This is a genomic window from Streptomyces sp. 150FB (assembly GCF_000818195.1).
In the GTDB taxonomy this organism is placed as follows: Bacteria; Actinomycetota; Actinomycetes; order Streptomycetales; family Streptomycetaceae; genus Streptomyces.
Genome location: NZ_JTHL01000001.1, coordinates 9,143,252 through 9,162,321 on the forward strand (window position 1 = coordinate 9,143,252; position 19,070 = coordinate 9,162,321).

Annotated in this window: 15 protein-coding genes; 6 read left to right on the top strand and 9 right to left on the bottom strand. The window is 71.3% G+C overall.

Features of this window, described 5'->3' with window-relative positions:
* Positions 1 to 47: 47 nt before the first annotated feature.
* Both QR77_RS39175 and QR77_RS39180 read left to right on the top strand, forming a co-directional pair.
* Positions 48 to 2,858 carry an alpha-mannosidase gene (locus QR77_RS39175; RefSeq protein ID WP_078877673.1) on the top strand — a complete coding sequence of 937 codons (2,811 nt, stop codon included), beginning with the start codon at positions 48 to 50 and terminating at the stop codon, positions 2,856 to 2,858.
* Between the two features lie 73 nt (positions 2,859 to 2,931).
* Positions 2,932 to 3,588: a class I SAM-dependent methyltransferase gene (locus QR77_RS39180; protein WP_040026684.1), complete on the top strand. Its 657-nt coding sequence runs from the start codon at positions 2,932 to 2,934 to the stop codon at positions 3,586 to 3,588.
* 67 nt (positions 3,589 to 3,655) lie between these two features.
* Here QR77_RS39180 and QR77_RS39185 read toward each other — a convergent pair whose 3' ends face one another.
* The 3 genes from QR77_RS39185 to QR77_RS39195 all read right to left on the bottom strand — a co-directional run bounded on the left by QR77_RS39185 (position 3,656) and on the right by QR77_RS39195 (position 6,123).
* Positions 3,656 to 4,456, bottom strand: coding sequence for an SAM-dependent methyltransferase (locus QR77_RS39185; RefSeq protein ID WP_052489423.1), 801 nt, complete (start codon positions 4,454 to 4,456; stop codon positions 3,656 to 3,658).
* 298 nt (positions 4,457 to 4,754) lie between these two features.
* On the bottom strand, positions 4,755 to 5,093 hold the full coding sequence (locus QR77_RS39190; protein WP_040026685.1) for a YciI family protein: 339 nt from the start codon (positions 5,091 to 5,093) through the stop codon (positions 4,755 to 4,757).
* A gap of 133 nt (positions 5,094 to 5,226) precedes the next feature.
* Entirely contained in the window at positions 5,227 to 6,123 is an 897-nt protein-coding gene (locus QR77_RS39195; RefSeq protein WP_040026687.1) for an SDR family oxidoreductase, read from the bottom strand.
* A 266-nt stretch (positions 6,124 to 6,389) separates the two neighbouring features.
* Here QR77_RS39195 and QR77_RS39200 point away from each other — a divergent pair, with 266 nt between their 5' ends.
* On the top strand, positions 6,390 to 7,235 hold the full coding sequence (locus tag QR77_RS39200) for an NAD(P)-dependent oxidoreductase (RefSeq protein WP_040026688.1): 846 nt from the start codon (positions 6,390 to 6,392) through the stop codon (positions 7,233 to 7,235).
* Positions 7,236 to 7,296: 61 nt separating this feature from the next.
* Here QR77_RS39200 and QR77_RS39205 read toward each other — a convergent pair whose 3' ends face one another.
* The 5 genes from QR77_RS39205 to QR77_RS39225 form a co-directional block, all read right to left on the bottom strand.
* Entirely contained in the window at positions 7,297 to 10,149 is a 2,853-nt protein-coding gene (locus QR77_RS39205) for an AAA family ATPase (protein ID WP_347359818.1), read from the bottom strand.
* Between the two features lie 285 nt (positions 10,150 to 10,434).
* Positions 10,435 to 11,214, bottom strand: coding sequence for a GAF and ANTAR domain-containing protein (locus QR77_RS39210; RefSeq protein WP_052489424.1), 780 nt, complete (start codon positions 11,212 to 11,214; stop codon positions 10,435 to 10,437).
* A 42-nt stretch (positions 11,215 to 11,256) separates the two neighbouring features.
* Complete coding sequence (locus QR77_RS39215) at positions 11,257 to 12,048, bottom strand: GAF and ANTAR domain-containing protein (RefSeq protein WP_040026689.1); 792 nt, start codon at positions 12,046 to 12,048, stop codon at positions 11,257 to 11,259.
* Positions 12,049 to 12,182: 134 nt separating this feature from the next.
* The gene (locus QR77_RS39220) at positions 12,183 to 12,860 is read right to left on the bottom strand and encodes a response regulator transcription factor (RefSeq protein WP_040026690.1); all 678 of its coding nucleotides are present in this window, start codon (positions 12,858 to 12,860) and stop codon (positions 12,183 to 12,185) included.
* Positions 12,857 to 14,173, bottom strand: a complete 1,317-nt coding sequence (locus QR77_RS39225) for a histidine kinase (RefSeq protein WP_078877674.1) — start codon at positions 14,171 to 14,173, stop codon at positions 12,857 to 12,859. Before QR77_RS39225 ends, QR77_RS39220 begins: the two co-directional genes overlap by 4 nt.
* A gap of 147 nt (positions 14,174 to 14,320) precedes the next feature.
* Here QR77_RS39225 and QR77_RS39230 point away from each other — a divergent pair, with 147 nt between their 5' ends.
* From QR77_RS39230 to QR77_RS39240, 3 genes are all read left to right on the top strand, one after another.
* The gene (locus tag QR77_RS39230; protein ID WP_040026691.1) at positions 14,321 to 15,922 is read left to right on the top strand and encodes a multicopper oxidase family protein; all 1,602 of its coding nucleotides are present in this window, start codon (positions 14,321 to 14,323) and stop codon (positions 15,920 to 15,922) included.
* A 202-nt stretch (positions 15,923 to 16,124) separates the two neighbouring features.
* A complete protein-coding gene (locus QR77_RS39235; RefSeq protein ID WP_040026692.1) occupies positions 16,125 to 16,778 on the top strand; it encodes a DUF1707 domain-containing protein in 654 nt (217 codons plus the stop codon).
* A 69-nt stretch (positions 16,779 to 16,847) separates the two neighbouring features.
* Positions 16,848 to 17,795, top strand: a complete 948-nt coding sequence (locus QR77_RS39240) for an alpha/beta hydrolase (protein ID WP_052489426.1) — start codon at positions 16,848 to 16,850, stop codon at positions 17,793 to 17,795.
* Between the two features lie 155 nt (positions 17,796 to 17,950).
* Here the strand turns inward: QR77_RS39240 and QR77_RS39245 are convergent, their stop codons facing one another.
* On the bottom strand, positions 17,951 to 18,973 hold the full coding sequence (locus QR77_RS39245; RefSeq protein WP_040026693.1) for a hypothetical protein: 1,023 nt from the start codon (positions 18,971 to 18,973) through the stop codon (positions 17,951 to 17,953).
* Positions 18,974 to 19,070 lie beyond the last annotated feature (97 nt).

The window sequence follows — 19,070 nt, forward strand, 5'->3', positions numbered from 1 at the left end:
GCGGAGGCCGCGGCACCCCCTTCCCACGTACGAGAGGCCCCACCCGCATGACCAGCACCACACCCCGCCCGAACCCCGGAGCCCCGGCCACGACCCGTGGCACAGGCGCCGCCGACGAGCTGGTGGTGGTCCCGCACACGCACTGGGACCGCGAGTGGTACCTGCCCTTCCAGCAGTTCCGGCTCCAGCTCATCGGCCTCCTCGACGAGGTGCTCCAGCGGATGGAGGACGACCCGCGCCAGCGCTTCACCCTCGACGGGCAGGCCGTCGCCGTCGACGACTACCTGGAGGTCCGCCCCGAGCAGCGCGAGCGGCTCATCGGACTGGTGAAGTCGGGCCGCCTCGCCGTGGGGCCGTGGCACATCCTGCTGGACGAATTCCTCTGCTCCGGCGAGAACATCGTGCGCAACCTGGAACTCGGGCTGCGCCGCAGCGAGGAGATGGGCGGCTCGCTGCGCGTCGGCTACCTCCCCGACATGTTCGGCCACTGCGCGCAGATGCCCCAGATCCTGCGCGGCGCCGGCATCGAACACGCCTGTGTATGGAGGGGTGTTCCGGCCGCTGTGGACCGGCACGCCTTCGCGTGGACCGCGCCCGACGGCACGGCCGTACGCACCGAATATCTCGCCGCAGGCGGCTACGGCAACGCCGTCGGTCTCTTCGACGACCCTTCTCAGGTGGCCGAGCGCGCCTCCACGATCGCTGCCAAACTGCGCCCCTGGCGCCCCGACGGCTCCCCGATGCTCGCCATGTACGGCTCCGACCACACCGCACCCGCCGCCGACCTCGCCGACCTCCTCGTACGGCACAACGCCGAGGCCGAGCGGGCCGGGCAGGGCGGAGTCACCCTGCGCCTGGCGACCATGGCGGAGTACTTCGACGCACAGCCCACCGGCACGGACGGTCTGCTGACGGTCGAGGGCGAGCTGCGCAGCCACGCCCACGCCAACATCCTCCCCGGCGTCTTCTCCGTGCGCGCCCCCGTCAAGCAGGCCATGGCCCGCGCGGAGCGCGCCGTCGAACGCTACGCCGAACCGCTCGCCGCCCTCTGGTACGACGGATCGGCCCAGCGGTTCCTGGACATGGCCTGGCACCGCCTCATCGAGGTCTCCTGCCATGACTCGGTCACCGGCTGCGGCTGCGACGAGACGGCTCAGCAGGTCGCGGCGCGCATCGCAGAGGCCGAGCAACTCGGCCTGACAGTACGGGACATGGTCGGAAAGCAGCTCACCGCGCGCGTTCCGCACGACGCGCGGCTGGTGCTCAACCCGACCCCCGCGGCGCGCACCGGCCAGGTGGAGCTGGACGTCCCCGGCGCGGGGCCGGTCCATCTCACCGACGCGGCTGGACGGACCTTCCCCGCCCAGCAGTTGTCGACCACACCGACCCTGCTGGCGGACGACACGTTCGCCGCCGACCGGCTCCCGACCGTCCTCGCCCGCATCCACGGAATCGAGCTGTACGGGCAGGAGATCACCGCCTGGCGGGTCGAGGCGGACGCCAGGCTGCTGCACTTCACCGTCGCCCCGCGCAGTGAACTGCGCTTCGACCGCGCCGAGGTCGCTGCCGCGCTCGCCGAAGCGGGAGGGCGGCAGGCGGACGCCGGTGACTGGCGGGTCGTGATCGAGGCGGAGCCGTGGCAGCGGGTCGCGGCCCTGGTGGACGTCCCCGCGCTGGGCCACACCACGCTGCGGGCCGTCGCGGGAGCCGCACAACCGCCCCAACACCCCGCAGCCGTAGGGGAGTCCGGCCGGACGCTCACCAACGGCCTGGTCAGCGTGGAGATCGCCGACGACGGCACCTTCTCCGTCAGCACCCCCGAGGGCGTGTCCCTCACCGGCGCGGGCCGCATCGTCGACGGCGGAGACCTGGGTGACACGTACAACTACGCGCCGCCCGCGCACGACGTGCTCGTGGACCGGCCCACCGAGGTCACCTTCCGCCGCACCGCCGAAGGACCGCTCGTGGCCGCCTACGAGGTCGAGCGGCGCTACGACTGGCCGCTGGCCGGTGACTTCGCCGCCGACGGCCGTACGCCCGGCACCGAGCCGACGACCGTCACCAGCCGTGTCGAACTGCGCGCCGGGGAGCCCTTCGTACGCTTCGGGGTCTCCTTCGACAACCGCGGCGACGACCACCGCGTACGGCTGCATGTGCCACTGCCTCGGCGGGCGGAAACCTCGTACGGCGAAGGGCAGTTCGCGGTGGTCGAGCGCGGTCTGACGGCGGAGGCGGGCTTCGGTGAGGAGCCCCTGCCGACCTTCCCGGCCTCCGCGTTCGTCGCCGCGGGCGGCGCCGCCCTCCTGCTGGAACACCCGACCGAATACGAACTCGTGCGCGACGGGGAGGAGTTGGCCGTGACGCTGCTTCGTCCCACCGGACAGATCTCGCGCAACCGGCACGCCCACAGGGACGAGCCCGCCGGACCCCAGGTCCCCACCCCGGCCGCGCAGTGTCGTGGGCTCCGGACCGTCGGCTTCGCCCTGCTGCCGTACGCGGGCGCCTGGGACGAGGCGGACCCGCACACCGCCGCCGAGTCCTTCCGCCATCCGCTCGTCGCCCTCTCCGGCACAGCTCCGGCAGCGACCGAACTCCCCGAGGCGGCGGGTTCGCTCACCGTCAGTGGCAGCGGTGTGGTCTTCAGCTCCGCCCGCGACCGGGACGGCCCGCTGGAGGTACGCGTCTGCGCCCAGACGCCGCACTCCGCCCCGGCCCGCCTCGCACTGCCGGGGCTGCGCTCCGCCCGCCGCTGCGACCTGCTCGGCAACCCGGGGGAGGAACTGACCGTCAGCGACGGCGCTGTCACGGTGGAACTGCGGCCGTGGGAACTGGCGACGTTCCAGTTGGACCGCGGCTGAGGCAGACCTGCGCGGGCGCATGGGCAAGGCTCCCGCGCAGGACTCCCCGCGTACGGCCGGGTAGGGTCCCGCCATGACTGAGCCCGCCCACCTGCGCTCCACCCGGGAGTCCTACGACACCGTCGCCGCCGACTACGCCACATTGGTGCCTCCCGCTTTCGACCGGGACACCTTCGGCCACGCGATGCTGGCCGCGTTCGCCGAACTCGTACGGGACGCGGGCAACGGACCTGTGGCAGACGTGGGATGCGGCCCCGGCCATGTGACATCCCACCTGCACTCGCTCGGGCTGACCGCGTTCGGTGTCGATCTGTCGCCGGGGATGGTCGAGGTGGCCCGCCGTGCCCACCCCGGGCTGCGGTTCGACGTCGGGTCGATGACCGCCCTGGAGCAGCGGGACGGCGAGCTCGGCGGGGTCCTCGCCTGGTGGTCCCTCGTCCACACACCACCGGAGGTGCTACCGGTGGTGTTCGACGAGTTCCACCGGGTGCTCGCCCCCGGCGGTCATGTGTTGCTCGGCTTCCACGCCGGCGACGAACGGCGGCACAAGAAGAAGGGGTACGGCGGTCACCCGATGTCTGTCGACGTCTACTTGATGCCGCCCGACCGCGTCGCGGGAGTCGCGGCCCGTGCCGGCCTTGAGGTGCGTGCCCGGCTGTTCCTCGATCGGGAGAGCCTGGGGAAGGCCGCGGGGGCGTGTCTTCTGCTCCGGAAGCCGGTCACGCCGTAACCCCGCTCCTGCCCCGGGAGGACCCTCGCGTACGAGGGTCCTCCCGGGGCCGCGACCGCCGTACCGCCTACCGCTTGGCGGCGACAAATCCCCACTGTTCGACCGGCTCACCGGTGACCTGCTCGTCCGGATGCCACAGGCTGATCGACCCGAAGCCCGGCTCCACCAGCTCCAGACCGTCGGCGAAGGCGCGGATGTCCTCCTTGGGGCGCGAGATGTACGGCATGGCACCGCCGCTCGCGTACTCGTCCGACCCGGCCTCGGTCTCCGGTGTCGCGATCGTGTCGCACAGCATCAGGTAGCTCCCGGTGGGGAGTTCGTCCAGATAACTGCGCACCAGCGCCGCTGCCTCACCCGAGTCCGCGACATGTCCCAGGGTCGAGAGCATCATCAACGCCACGGGCTGCCCGAGGTCCAGCGTCTTCGCCGCCTCCCGCAGGACCGTACGCGAGTCCGTCAGATCCGCGTGCACATAGTCGGTGGCCCCCTCCGGCCGACTCGTCAACAGCGCGCGGGCGTGGGCCAGAACGATCGGGTCGTTGTCCACGTAGACGATGCGCGCCTCCGGGGCGACCGACTGGGCGACCTCGTGTGTCGCGTTCGCCGTCGGCAGCCCGGTGCCGATGTCGAGGAACTGCCGTACGCCCGCCACACCGGCGAGATGCCGCACCGCGCGCGTCTGGAACTGGCGCGAGGCGCGGGCGATATCGATGATCTGCGGGAACACTTCCTCCATCCGCGCACCCAGCACCCGGTCCACCTCGTAGTTGTCCTTGCCGCCCAGCCAGTAATTCCAGATCCGTGCGGAATGCGGGACACTTGTGTCGATCCGGTCCATCGGTGTCTGAGTCCCCTGATCGTCGGTCATCGGCTCTCCTCGTATCGGGCCCCATGCTTCCGGGCCCGCCCGCTCCGCGCCGGCCTGTGATCGAATTGGGATCAACTACCCTTCTGATCCTGCGTATTCGGCCGCGATCACCGTCAGGATCCGGCCGTGCCCCTCGATCGCCTCGCATCTGAAGTGGCCCGCCGGACCCGAGACGGACATCGCCGCGGGGACCTCCTCCGCCGCGATCTCCGTAGCGGGCACCGGTACGGCCAGGCAGCACACTCCGCCAGAAGCTCGGTTCCCGTGGCGGTCGCCCGCCGCAGCACGTCGTCCTCGATCAGAAGGTCGGGTCGGGCATGATCTCCCGGACCTCTTGCGCACAGCGGCACGCGGCAGCGGTCTTGGCAGCCCACTCCAGCGCCTCCTCACGTGAGGGCACATCGATGATCGAGAACCCGCCGAGCACCGCCTTGGTCTCCGGGTACGGGCCATCGGTGACCGTCCCGTCGGTCAACACGACGCTCGCCCGCTGGCTTTCCAATCCACCACCGAAGACCCACACGCCAGCGGCCTGAGCCTCACGCACCACCGCGTGCGCGGCCTCGGCCACCTCGGGCAACTCCTCCTCCGAAATGGCCATCGCGCCGTCGTCGAACGAGATCAAATACCGCGTCATACCTGGCTCCCGTGGTCGTTGGCCCCTTTCGGCCGTCTCTCACCCTACGAGGAACGCCACCCTTCAGAACCGACATCCCCCGGCTTCCGAAACAGGTCCTGGCTTGATCTTTAACCTGTGCGGAGCCGGACGATCACGGAGCGACGCGCGTGCTCAGCAGGTCCGCCAGCCCGATCCTCTCGTAGAAGTCCGCACGGACGCGGTCGGCCAGATCGGTCACCGTCTCGGACCCGTCGTCGGCGGGGTCGACGGTGATCCGGGACGGCCGGCTGCCCTTCGGGCTGTCCACGACGTCGACGATGGTGCGCGCCACCTCCCCGACATCCGCGTCGGCCGGCGCGAGAGCGGCGAGCCGCTCGCCGACCTGTTCCATCATTCCGGAGTAGAACTCCTCGTAGGCCTTCGCTGTCTCCTCGTCGTCGGGCTGCATCGCATGGGCGAAGTGGTTGGTGCCCGAGGTGAACGAACCGGGGACGACGATGCTGCTGTCGATGCCGAACCGCGACAGTTCGACGGCGTACGTCTTGGCCAGGTGGTCCATCGCCGCCTTGGCCCCGAAGTACGGGCCGAGGTACGGCGGAGAGCCGCCGAACGTGCTGCTCGACGCCACCCAGACCAGCAGCCCGTCGTGGCGGGCCCGCATCTGCGGGAGTACGGCCCGGTTGACGCGCTGGGCCGACAGCACATTGGTGTCGTAGACCTGCGCCAGTTGGTACGGGGTGAAGGACTCCGCAGGGCCCAGCACCATATGACCGGCGTTGTGGATCACGACGTCGATCCGGCCGGTCCGGTCCATGACCTCGCCGATGCCGGTGTCGACGGACTGCTGGTCGGAGATGTCGAGTTCGACCGTACGCAGTTCCACCGCGTGCTCCCGGGCGTACTCTTCCGCCTCGGCGACGGCCTTGGTGTTGTGGCCCGTGGTCCCGCGCATGCCCGCGTAGACGGTGTGTCCGGCGTCGGCGAGGGCGCGGGAGGTGAGTGCACCGAAGCCACTGGAGGCGCCGGTGACGACAATGGTTGAGGACATGGGAGTCTCCCGAAATCTCAGTCGAAGGTGATGACGCCCCGGCCCGGCCCGCCCGGAGGTCGCGGAGAGCGGAGCACCCGGGAGCGCCAAGACCGACACACTCCACCCTTGCGCCGGTCCCGTGCGACTGCATCAGTCAAATGACTCGGCGGTCTCGACAGCGCAGTCATTCGACCGATGCGGCGGCTCACCGCCGATGCCCACTCTGGAAGCAGGACCGAAGGGTGGTCGGCCGGGCGGTTGGGCGGCAGGGAGAGGAGAACACCATGAAGATCGCATTCCTGGGACTGGGGCGGATGGGAACCGAGCTGGCGACGCACCTGGTGACCGACGGGCATGACGTCACGGTGTGGAACCGCACGGCCGAGGCGGCCGGCCCGCTGGTGGACCTCGGCGCACGCGCGGCCCGCGAGGCGTCCGATGCCGTCGCCGGCGCCGAGGTGGTGGTCACCGTGCTGTTCGGGGCCGACGCGGTACGTGAGGTCGTGCCGCGAGGGGACCTGCCCATCGCGGAGGGCGCGCTGTGGATCGACGTCACGACTGTCTCACCCGACGACACCGACGGCTTCGCCCGGTGGGCACGGGAACACTCCGTCGCCTATGTGCACGCCCCCGTCGTCGGGTCCCTCGCCCCCGCGCGCGCCCGCGCTATGGGTACGCTCCTCGGCGGCGATCCGGACGCGGTGGCCAGGGCCAGGGATGTGGTGGTGTGGGCCGATCCGGCCCGTACGAAGACCTACGACACCCCGGCGAAGGCCGCCGTGGTGAAGCTCATCGCCAACCTCGCCATCGCCGTGGGCATCCAGGGACTCGTCGAGGCCCTTCGGCTGGGCCACTCCGGGGACCTGGACACCGCCGAGATCATCTCCGCCCTGGACCTGACGATGCTGGCACGGACGGCCGGCCTCAAAGGCCCCACGATCCTTGAACATGCCTTCGCCGACACCCAGTTCTCGACGGACCTGCTGACGAAGGACGTCCGTCTGATGATGCGGACCAGCGACTCGGCTCTTCCGGCCACGGCCGCCGCGCTCGCCACCCTCGAAAACGCGGTCGGTGCGGGCCACGGCTCCGCCGACTTCTCCATCGTCGCCGAGCCCGATGCCGGGTGACGCCAGGTGACGCCGCGGCCGGGTGACGCCGCTCAGCCGCTGACCCGCTGACCGGGGGAGTTCACGGCAGTCCGGCGAGAGCGTCCCTGAGAGCCGCCCGGGACGTGATGCCGAGCTTCGGGAAGATGCGGTAGAGGTGGGCACTCACGGTCCGGTGGGAGAGGAACAGCCGTTCCCCGATCTGCTTGTTGGTCAGCCCGGACGCGGCGAGCGAAGCGATCTCCCGCTCCTGCGGGGTGAGTTCGGGTAGGCCGGAGTGCGGCGAGCCCGCCCGGCTGAGGCCGGTCGCCCGTAGCTCGGCGGTCGCGCGCCGCTCCCAGGGCGCCGCCCGCAGCCATGCGAAACTCCGCCTGGCGGAGGCGAGTTGTGCCCTCGCCTGCTCAACGCGTTTGGCGCGCCTGAGGTGTTCCCCGTAGGCGAGCTGCACCCGTGCGAAGTCGAACGGCCAGCGGTCGCCGTCCGGTACGGACAGTGCCTCCTCGAAATACCCGCTCGCGCCCTCGTCGCCGACGGCGTCGGCGGCCGAGGCGGCGGAGGCTCCCGACAGCAGGGCGAGCCGAGGGGAGAGCGCGGCGATGTCGGCTTCCCGCATCGCCCGCACATGGTCGGCCGCTTCGGTACAGCGTTCGGTGTGCACGGCGGCTTCCACCAGGTCGTACGTGACCCACAGGGCGTGCGGGACGTACGGCGCGAGCACCCCCGCCGGACTGATGCCGGCCGCGTGCCCGTACGCCGTGTCGAAGTCACCGCTGCCCAGGGCGGCGAGCACCCGCACATGATCGGCGTACACCTCGGTGCCCCTGGCGCCTCTCGGCGCGGCCCACCGGGTGATCCGGTCGGCCAGATCCAGGCTGCCCCGGAAGTCGCCCCTGGCGGCGGCGAGCAGGGCCAGGCAGTAGCGGAAGTACCAGGCGTAGTAGTCGTATCCGTGTCCCCGGCACAGTGCGAGGCCTTCGCCGGCCAGGGCCGTCGCCTCGTCCCACTGCCCCGTCAGGTAGTCGTCCAGACAGAGGTGGCTCAGCGCGCCGAGGTACCTGCGGACGGGGCCGCCGTCGCGCCCCGCACGGACGACGCGCCAGGTGGGTTCGCGAATTCTGCTGAGCCGGTCGGTGTACACGCACGCCGTGCCCAGCCACACGACGCGTGCCGGATCGGTCTCGTCGTGAGAGGCGTCCAGTGCGGAGTCGAGGTCGTCCAGGGCGGGCCGCGCCGTACGCACCGGATCCGGGAAGGTCCTGCTGACGAGCGACAGCAGCGGCGGAACGGCGGGTTCGAGCCGGTCGATCGCGGTGAACAGGGAATCCCACAACTCCCGCCGGCCACCGAACCAGCACACCAGGAGGAGTGTGTGGAGCGCGTCGACGAGAGGCTTGTCCCTGGCGTCGTACCCGTGGCTTCCGGACTCGATCGCATCGGTGAGCAGGTGATGAGCCGTGTCGACGTCGCCGTCCCCGTTGATCAGTACGGACGCGGCCGCTGCCGCGAAGTGCAGCGTCCCGCCGAAGTCCGGATCGGCCCTGCGGGCGTCCTTCAGAAGCTCTGAAGCGCTCTGGAGCTCACCGATCGCGTCCGCCCCGATGTAGGCGGCCTCGGCCAGCCGCCGGCCGCCGGCGGATCCGAGCGGGCTCAGATCCGCCGCTCTTGTCAGCGCGGCGACGGCGCCGACGGCGTCCGCCCTGCGCAGCATGAGGCGCGCGGCGTCCTCCAGCGAGGCCGCGACCTCCTCGTCCGGTCCCACGGACGCCTCCGCCAGGTGCCAGGCACGCCGCTCGGGCTGATCGACCAGGACGCGGGCCAGCGTCCGGTGGGCGCGGCGCCGTTCGTTGCTGGGAGCGGCCTCGATCACCGCGGAGCGGATCAGCGGGTGGTGGAAGCGGAGCCGGCCGGTGTGTTCATCCACATGGATCAAGTGGTCACGTTCGGCGGCCGTCAACGCCTGGAGGTCGTTGTCGTGGTCACAGACCGCAGTCGCCTCTGCCGACCCCTCCGCCTCTGCCGCCCCCTCCGTTCCCGCTGTCCCCGCCGTTGCCGATTTCAGTACGGCGAGATCCCCGGTGCCGTCCAGCGCCGCGAGCAGGAGCAGGTGTTGTGACGACGCGGGCAACCGGAGCACGCGTGAGACGAAGAGCGCCTGGAGGCGAAGGCTCAGCGGCAGCACGTCGGGCAGTGACTCCTGTGCGGCCCGCTGCGGCACACTCAGCGCGGTCGGCAGTTCGAGGAGCGCGAGCGGATTGCCCCGGGCCTCGGCCAGCATGCGATCCCGTACTTCTGGCGCGAGCGCCGGGAACCTCCGGCTCACCAGCGCGGTCGCCGATTCGGCGTCGAGCGGCGGGAGTTCGTACCCGGGCAGACCGCCGTGGTCGAAGTGGTCGGCCGCGCCCGACCTGGACGCGGCGAGAAACCCCACCCGGCTGCCGGCCAGCCGACGGGCGACGAAACCCAGAACGGACGCGCTCGCCTGATCGAGCCAGTGAAGGTCGTCGACGATCAGCAGGAGGGGTTCCTCGGCGGCCACCCGGCGCAGCAGGAGCAGGGCCGCGTTGGACACGATCAGCCGACCGGGCGGCGTACCACTGCCGAAACCCAGGGCGACACGCAGTGCCTCCCGGTGCGGAGGGTCCAGCTCCTCGATCGCTCCTAGCAGGGGGAAGAGAGCTTCGTTGAGCCCGGCGAAACTGAGGGCGCCTTCGAATTCCGCGCCGGAGGCCCGCAAGACCCGGGTCCCGCGGGTGGACGCGAGCCGTCCGACCGCGTTCAGCAGGGCCGTCTTGCCGACACCGGGCTCGCCCGACAGCAGCATCGCCCCACCATGAGCGGCTGATGTGTCCACAAAGTCGCTCAGCATGTCCAGCTCTTCGGAGCGGCCGATCAGGGGCTCGGCCATGGCGTCCGCGAGTCGGCCGGCGCGGGTCACGGGAAGACCTCCCCTCTGCGCGGCGCGGAGGCGCGAGGCGGGGCGTGGCTCTGCCCGAATGTGCCGTCGGCATCTCCGGGACGCTCCGGGACGCTCCGGTACGCGTGGACGCGCTCCGGTACGCGTAGACGTCCCGCCTCCCCACTCATGCTAGGCCCTGTCCGGCGGATCTTCGCGGGCCCGGAACGCCCGGCACGGCACCAGCGGGCCGCCGCCGAAAGGCGACAGGCGCCCGGCCTGACCGGATCAACGCGCGCGTGTCCGGTCCGAGAGCCGATTCCCGGCTCAGGAACGGTCGCCGCCCGGCGCGGTCGACGAGTCCGCCGCGAAAGGACCCTCCCGAAAGACGACGACGGTCGCCGGGTCGAGCGTGCGGTGAACGAGTTCCTGAGCGGTTTCGCTCGGGCGCCTGCCCTGCCGCCGGCTGTAGGCCCGCAGCGCCGCGCCCGCCTCCGCCGGAGTCAGCAGCCCGTGCGCCGCCAGCATGCCCTTGGCCGTCTCCAGGGTCGCCTTCGCCGAGATGACCGCCTGGACGAGGGTGAGGACGTCCTGGGGCCGTACGGGCTCCACGTCCCAGTGCATCAGCGCGACGGCGGTGACATCGGCGAGAGCGCCCGCGAGCAGCAGATCGTCCTCCGTCAGCGCGCCCGGCGACGCGCACAGCAGGTTGAGGGCGCCGATGGTCTGTTCGTTGACGCGTACGGGCAGAGCGTACGCACCGTGAAACCCGGCGGCGCGCGCCAGCGGTACGAAGCCCGGCCAGCGGTCCTGGTGCGCGGCCAGGTCCCCGGCGTTCACGGGTTGTTCCCGCCGCAGGCACTCCACGCAGGGACCCTCACCGGTCTGAAGCTGGAAGACCTCCAGCAGGTCGGCGCGGTCGTCCGACACGGCCATCGTCCGCAGGCCGCCACGGGCCGTGACCATCATGATCCCGGCCGCGTCGGCCCCGGTGAGACGCACGCAGTGGCCGACGAGCCGGTCGACGAGGACGAGCGGATCGACGCCGGACCCGAAGGTGTCGGCAAGGCTGACAAAAGCCTCCGCGACGTGCTGCTGGCGGCTCATGCCGGATCCACCGTCCCTGTCTTCCGCACCTCGGTGACGGTCCTACTCATCGAGGACCACCCTGTGTGCGATGACGTCCCGGGCGACCTCGGTCACCGTCCGGCCTTCGACGAAAGCGTACGCGCGGAGCCTGGCCAGCGCGTACTGCGGATCGACGCCGAGCTGGACCATCACCATGCCCGTGGCGTAATGCACTTCCTCATGTTCGCTCTCGGCGGCGTCCAGCCACGACGTCACGTCCTGGTCGTCGCCGACGCCTCCCGAGTGCAGCCTCATCAGGGCCAGCGTGATGGCATCACCGGCAGGGAAGGCGAAGGCCATGTCCTGGGCGCTGAGGTCGCCCGGCCGGTCCCGGTAGAGGTCGAGCGTGCCGATCGTCACCGCTTCGCTGCCGAGCGGCAGCGAGAAGACCGCTCGTACGCCCAGCTCGACCGCGCGCCGGGCGAAGAGCGGCCAGCGTCGTACGTCGGCGCCGTCCGTCAGATCGCCGCCGAGCACCGGAGCGGCCAGCGAGAGGGCGCTGTGGCAGGGGCCGTCCCCCAGCGTGTACTGGGCTTCGGCGAGCTGCTCGGCCACCGGGTCGCTCGACCACCACAGCGTGCGCATGCCGGGACCGCCGGAGAGGGAGACCGAAGCGCCGGTGATGTCGAGAACGTCCACGCAGGCCCGGCACAATTGCCCGGGAATCTCCCGGGCGTCGCGTCCTCTGACGGCGGCGGCCAGCGCGTGGATGAGCCGGGCGCGGCTCTGAGTACCGGCCCCGCCGGGCGCCTGCGGTGCGTCCGACTGACGCGTGCCGCTCTCGTCGTCCCCTCGGGGGTCGCCGGGCTCCATCGCGCTCCCTTCCGACAATGACAACAGGCTGTCGTCGTCGGTCACATCGTGCGTCGGGACAGCCGTCCCGCTTTTGCGCCCGCCAACAGTATTCACCTTCGGATCGCGACGGGGGAATGTGGGACGCCGGGCTCTCACCGCACAGGGTCGCCGGGGCGGACCAGGCCGCTCTGGTAGGCGAGGACGACCAGTTGCGCGCGGTCGCGCGCGCCCAGCTTCATCATGGCCCGGTTGATATGGGTCTTGGCGGTCAGCGGGGAGACGTACAGCCGCTCGCCGATCTCGTCGTTGGAGAGCCCGTCCGCGACCAGCGCCATGATCTCGCGCTCCCGCTCGGTGAGACAGTCGAGCACCGCCGGGCTGGGCAGCGGCCCCGGGTCCGGCTGGGACAGGAAGCGGGAGATCAGGCCCCGGGTGGCCCTCGGCGACAGCAGCGCCTCGCCGCGCGCGACGACCCGGATGGCTTCCTGGAGATCGACCGGCTCGACGCTCTTGCTGAGGAATCCGCTCGCCCCGGCGCGCAGGGCGCGCAGAACGTTCTCGTCGAGTTCGAAGGTGGTCAGGATCAGCACCCGTACCCCTGCCAGGTCCTCGTCCGCCGTGATGAGCCGGGTCGCCTCGATACCGTCCAGATCCGGCATCCGGATGTCCATCAGGATCACATCGGCGCGGGTGCTGCCGGCGAGGTCGACCGCCTCGCGTCCGGTCGTCGCCTCGCCCACCACCTCGAGGTCCGGCGCGCGGTCGACGAGGACCCGGAATCCGGCGCGGATGAGCGTCTGGTCGTCGGCGAGCAGCACTCTGATCGTCACGGGCGGATGTCCTGTCCGTCGAGGGCGGGCAGTTCGGGAGACGCGAGTTCGAGTGGTGAGGGTACGGGCGGCGCGTGTTCGGGCGGCGCCTGTTCACGAGGCGGGGCTTCACGAGGCGGGGCTTCACGAGGCGGGGCTTCGAGGGCGGCCGGCAGGAAGGCCCGTACGGTGAACCGGCCGTCGTCGCCGCGTCCGGTCCGTACCGTCCCGCCGACCGAACTGACCCGCTCCCGCAGGCCGATGAGGCCGTGTCCGGTGCCGTCCGCGTCCGGGACCCGGCGCCCGGCGGCGTTCTCGACCACGATCCCGAGACCCGCGGGCGTGTAGTCGAGCCGCAGCCGCGCCGCCGGTTCGCTGCCGTGCTTGTGGGCGTTGGTGAGGGATTCCTGCACGATGCGGTACGCGGCCAGGTCCACCGCCGAAGGCAGCGGACGCGCCTCGCCCTCCTGCCGGTGCTCGACCCGCAGCCCGACGGCGGTCAGCGAGTCCAGCATCGACGCCAGCCGGCTCAGTCCCGGCGGTGGCTCGGTCGAGGAGTTCGGGTCCTCGGAGCGCAACACGTCCAGTACGGAGGAGAGTTCGGCGAGTACCGTACGGGCGGCCCCCCGGACGTGGGCGAGCGATTCCTCGGCCCCTTCGGGATGGTCCCGCAGCAGATGGGCGGCGACGCCGACCTGCACGTTGATGACGGCGATGTGGTGCGCGACGACATCGTGCAGGTCCCGGGCGATACGCAGCCGCTCCTCCACGACCTGGCGGCGCGCCTCCTCCTCGCGGCTGTGCTCGGCCTGCCGGGCGCGTTCCTCCACGGCCTTCAGATTGGCCCGGCGGATCCGGACGGCGTCACCGACGGCGACAGTCAGGGCGCCCCACGCAACGATCGAGGCGTTCAGCGGATCCGTCCAGCTCCGGCCGGCTCCGACGACCACGGCGACGTACACCGTTACGAGCGTGACGGCGCCGGCCGCCACGGCGATCCTCCGGGTGGTCCGCGAGGCGACCGTGTACGTGCAGATCACACTCGCGGCGAGCAGCGGGCCGACGAGCGCCGCGTGCAGGTTGAACGCGGCGCTCGCCACCGTGACCACACCGAAGACGGGCAGCGGCCACCGGCGCCGGGCGGCTATCAGTACGAACGCCGTCGCACCGGCGAGGAAATCCTCCACGCCGAGCGGACTCCCGGAGGGGTTCCCGGGCCCGAACCGCGCGGCGAGCAGTGTCGCGCCGGCGACCAGCAGAGCGAGGGCCGCGTCCACGGCCCCCGGACGGGAGGTGACACGGTCGCGCATCCGGGACAACCGGTGATCAGCCATGGCACGCAAGGTAGCGGAGGCCCGCACGCGGCGTCGTCGTCCGGGTGCGGTACGGGTCCGCGTACCGCCGTACCGCACGCGCGGTAGGGCGGATCCACCGCGTCCGGACGATGCCGATGACGGGCGGCGTCGCCGATCGTCATCGTCATGAACGAACTCTTCGGACTGGATCGACGGCACTTTCTCCGTACTACGGCGGCGCTCACGGGCGCCGTGGCGCTGGGGACGCTGACCGGGTGCGAGTCGGCGGGCTCGGATTCCGGGGCCGGTGCGAGCGGCGCCGAATTCGACGGCCGGACGATCGAGTCCGCGGCCGCGCTGCCCAAACCGTTCGCCGTACCGCTGCCGATCCCGCCGGTGAAGCGGCCCTCGCGCAGTACCGCCGACGCCGACTACTACGACATCACCGCACGGGAAGCCCGTGCCGAGATCCTGCCCGGCCTCCGGACGACGATCATGGGGTACGACGGGATCTTCCCGGGGCCGACGATCGCGGCGCGGCGCGGACGGAAGACCGTACTCCGCTACCGCAACGAGCTGGCCGTGCCGACCGTCGTACACCTGCACGGCGGCCACACCCCGCCGGAGAGCGACGGCTTCCCGACCGATCTGGTGCTGCCCGCCACCGGCGGTGCGAAGTTCGCGGCGCAGGCCGTCGGCGGTACGGCGACCACGGGCACCCGCGACTACACCTATCCGCTGGACCAGCGGGCCGCGACGCTCTGGTACCACGACCACCGGATGGGCTTCACCGGCCCCCAGGTCTGGCGCGGGCTGGCCGGATTCCTGCTGGTGACCGACGACGAGGAGAAGGCACTGCCGCTGCCGGACGCGGACCGCGACATCCCGCTGATGATCACGGACCGCGCGTTCGAGAAGGACGGCGAGTTCAGTTATCCGGCCATGGATCCACGGCTGATCAGCATGGCGGGCGTCGACGCCGACCACATGGCGGGCGCGGCCGGTGACGTCATCCTGGTCAATGGGGCTCCCTGGCCGGAGTTGGAGGTCGAAGCGGTCCGCTACCGGTTCCGCGTCCTCAACGCCTCCAATGCCCCCCGCTACGAGCTGGCGCTCGACCCCGTACCCGGTGGGAGCACGTCATTCACCCAGATCGGCTCCGACCAGGGGCTGTTGGAGGCACCGCGGCGGCACACCACCCTCCCGATCGCACCGGCCGAGCGGTTCGACGTGATCATTGATTTCGGCGCCTACCCGGTCGGCACGCGGGTGACACTCACCAACCGGGCGGGCAAGGGCGGGACCGCGCAGATCATGCGCTTCGTCGTCGCCCGCAAGGCGAAGGACGACAGCCGCATACCCGCCAAGCTCTCCACGATCGAGACGCTGCCGACGAAGTCGGCGAAGACGCGGCCCTGGATGTTCCGCAAGGGCAAGGTCACGAGCATGGGTGCGGACACGACCGGCTGGGTCATCAACGGCCGCGAGTTCGACCCGGAGCGTATCGACGCCGCACCCCACCTGGGGGAGGTCGAGATCTGGCGCCTCGCCACGGACGCCTATCACCCCGTACACATCCACCTCTCGCCCTTCCAGGTCGTCTCGCGCAACGGAGGCCCGCCCGGAGCGGGCGACCACGGGTGGAAGGACACCATCGATCTCAGCCCCAAGCAGTACGCCGACGTCGCGATCAGGTTCGACGACTACGCGGGCCGTTACCTGCTGCACTGCCACAACCTCGAACACGAGGACATGGCCATGATGGCCACCTTCCGGACCTCCCAGTGAGAACACCGTGAGCCCCGCGCGCAGTTCGGGCTTCGGGCTTCGGGCTTCGGGCGGACGGAGAACTCAGCGTGGCAGGACGTCGTACAGGTCGTCGATCACGTCGCGGACCATCGCCCGCCCGTGGCGCGTCGCGGCAGCACGTACGGACGGGAGGCGCTCAGGAAGCTGTCGCAGCGGGTAGTTGGCCCACTAGAGTGAAAGCATGTCCGGTGAACTGGTGCCAGATCGCGGCGAACTGCGCGCGTCCCACGAAGATCGCGACCAGGTCGTGGAACTGCTGCGGGTCGCGGCGGGAGACGGCCGGCTGACCGCCGAGGAGCTGGACGAACGGCTCGGTGTGGCGCTCACCGCCCGTACGTACGGGGAGCTCGAGGTACTGCTCACGGATCTGCCCGCGGCCGGGCCCGCGCCGGTGGTCGGTGCGGCGGCCGTCACTCCCAAGGAGATGTCCCGGATCGCGGTGGACAGCGGGAGCGCGAAGCGCGACGGCGCCTGGGTGGTCCCCCGGCGCCTGGAGGTCGAAGCGAGGAGCGGGTCCGTCGTTCTCGACTTCACCAGGGCCGTCATGGTGCTGCCCACGCTGGAGATCGACGCCTCGGTGCGCAGTGGGTCCTTGACACTGGTGGTTCCGCCCGATGTCTTCGTGGACGTCGACGAGGTGGAGGTGGGCAGTGGCAGTGTGCGCAACCGAGCACCACTCGCCTCGGCCACCGAGGTCAGGCTGCGCGTCCAGGTGACGGGCTCGGTGCACAGCGGCAGCATCACGGTACGGCCGCCCAGGCCGCCCCGCCGTAGCTTCGTCCAGTGGCTGCTGCGCCGCCCCCGGCCGGTGCCCGCGAAGGCGCTCCCGCGCTGAGGTCCGGGCCGCTGCCGGCAAGGTGGGGGCGCCGGGCAGCGGCAGGTCCGTCGCGGGCACACTGGTCCCATGTCGACCTATCGGGCCCCGCGTGATGTCAGGTTCGTCAACGGGCCGGTGAGGCTGGCCGGTTCACTGGACGTACCGGAGGGTGGCGCGGTATCGGCCGGAGTGGTGCTGGTCGGTGGATCCGGACCGTCCGACCGGGACAACGACAGCTACTTCCCGCCCATCCGGCGGCGCCTCGTGGAGGCCGGTGTCGCAGTGCTGTCCTACGACAAGCGAGGTGTCGGTGAATCGTCCGGCGACTGGCGCGAGGCGACCATGGACGATCTGGCCGCCGACGCGGGTGCCGCGCTGGACTTCCTTCGAGCCCAGCCAGGAATCCCGGCGGGCTCGGTGGGGCTGTTCGGCCACAGCGAGGGCGGCTGGGTGGTCCTGCGCGCAGCGGCTGCCCGTGACGATCTGCCCTGGGTGATCACCAACAGTTGCCCGGGAGTGACTCCCGCGGTGCAGGAACGTCATGCGTTGGCCAACGCCCTGCGCGCATCGGACACGGCGAGGCGCGACACCGACAGCGCTCTGGCTCTGTACGACCGGCTCGTCGAAGCAGGCCGCGGCGGCGCTGACTTCGCCGCCGCGGCGGCACTTGTCGACGCTGCCGGAGGAGGGGCCGGACTTGGCGAGTACTGGGCCGGCATGGACGAACGCCTCTGGACCTTCCTCGCACACAAACAGGACCACGACCCTGTCCGGGACGTCATGCGCCTCAACTGCCCGCACCTGGCGATCTTCGGCGGCGCGGACGACCTGGTCCCCGTCGCCGACAGCATCCGCGTGTTCAGTGCCGCCGCGTGTGATCCCGGCCGCGACCACAGGGCCACGCTGACCGTGCGGGTGTACCCCGGCGGTGATCACCGGGTCCGGACGGAGGGAGGCACCCGCCTCGCCCCCGGCTATCAGGCGGCCCTGGCCCGCTGGATCATGGACCACACGGACCCCGTACCCCGAGGGTGACGGTGTTTACGCGGAGGCCGCCCGGCGTTGGCCGCCCGGGGGCGGCCGATCCCGGTGCGGTACGCGAGGTCACCGCCGCCCTCGAGACGCCGGCGCGCCACTTGTCGCCCCGCCGCCGCGCTGACGCCGGCCCGGCCGCGTAACCGCGACGGATGTCAGTCGAGGTACGCGGGGGCGAGCGCCGCCTCGATCATGAGGTGCGGGGCGCCCGAGCCGTCGGCCGACAGGGTGTAGAGGTCGGAGCCGTAGTCGCTGGGCATGGAGTAGACCACGGTTCCGTTGTCCGACCAGACCAACTGGTCGTCGACGCTGCGGGGTTCGGCGAGTGGCGTCTCGCGCATCGTTCGCAGGTCCAGGACGTACAGATGCCACGGCGCGTCGGCGGGCAGGCCGGCGACCCGCTTCTTGTAGGCGATCCGGGTGCCGTCCGGCGACAGGGACGGGCACTCGACGTTCGTGTGGAGTGTGGTGAGGGTATGGCCCGTCATGTCGCCCCGGACCAGGTAGGTCTTGCCGCCGGTTGCCATCGTCGCGTAGAAGTACCGGTCGTCGGCGAAGGTGACGCCCCAGAAGTTGATGTCGGCGGGGTGCACGGTGTGGCCGTCCTCGACCGTACGGAAGTCCTCCAGGCTCTGGTCGAGGTGGCCGGTGCGTGTGTCGACGATCCCGGTCCTGGTGGAGAAGTTGGTTCCCGCGTACGAGTCGCCGCCGACGAAGACGGTCCACGCCACCAGGTGCCCGCTCGGCGAGACCCGGGCCCGGGTCGGGATGCCGGGCAGGTCGTAGTGCGCGCGTTCCTTGAGACGGCTGTCGAGGACCACGGCGCGGTAGGTGTCCTGGATGCCGCCGTGCACCGCCTGGAGGCAGATCCCGGTGCCCGCCGCCGCGTAGAACCGCAGGCAGGCGACGCCGGAAGCGGTACGGCGGCCGCCGGGATCCGTGGCGGGGACGGTGCTGAGCTCGTCCCGGTGCGGGCCCAGCGCCATGTTGCGGAAGACGATCCGCCGCGCGGGGCCCTGCGACAGGGACACCGGTCCCGCGCCGACCGGTGGGCCGCCCGCCTGTGTGACCTGGGCCCGCGCCGCGCGGTCGCTCGCGTGGACCACGGCCGCCGCGGCCACGGCTGCCAGCACCAGGACGCCGGCGAGCAGCACGAGCAGCCTGTTGCGGGGCGTCATGGACGGGCCGCTCACGGCGGGCGGCGCGGAGTCGGGGGGAGTCACGGGGGGAGTTCCGGTGGTCATACGGCAACCTCCGCCGCGCCGAGCGGCCGTA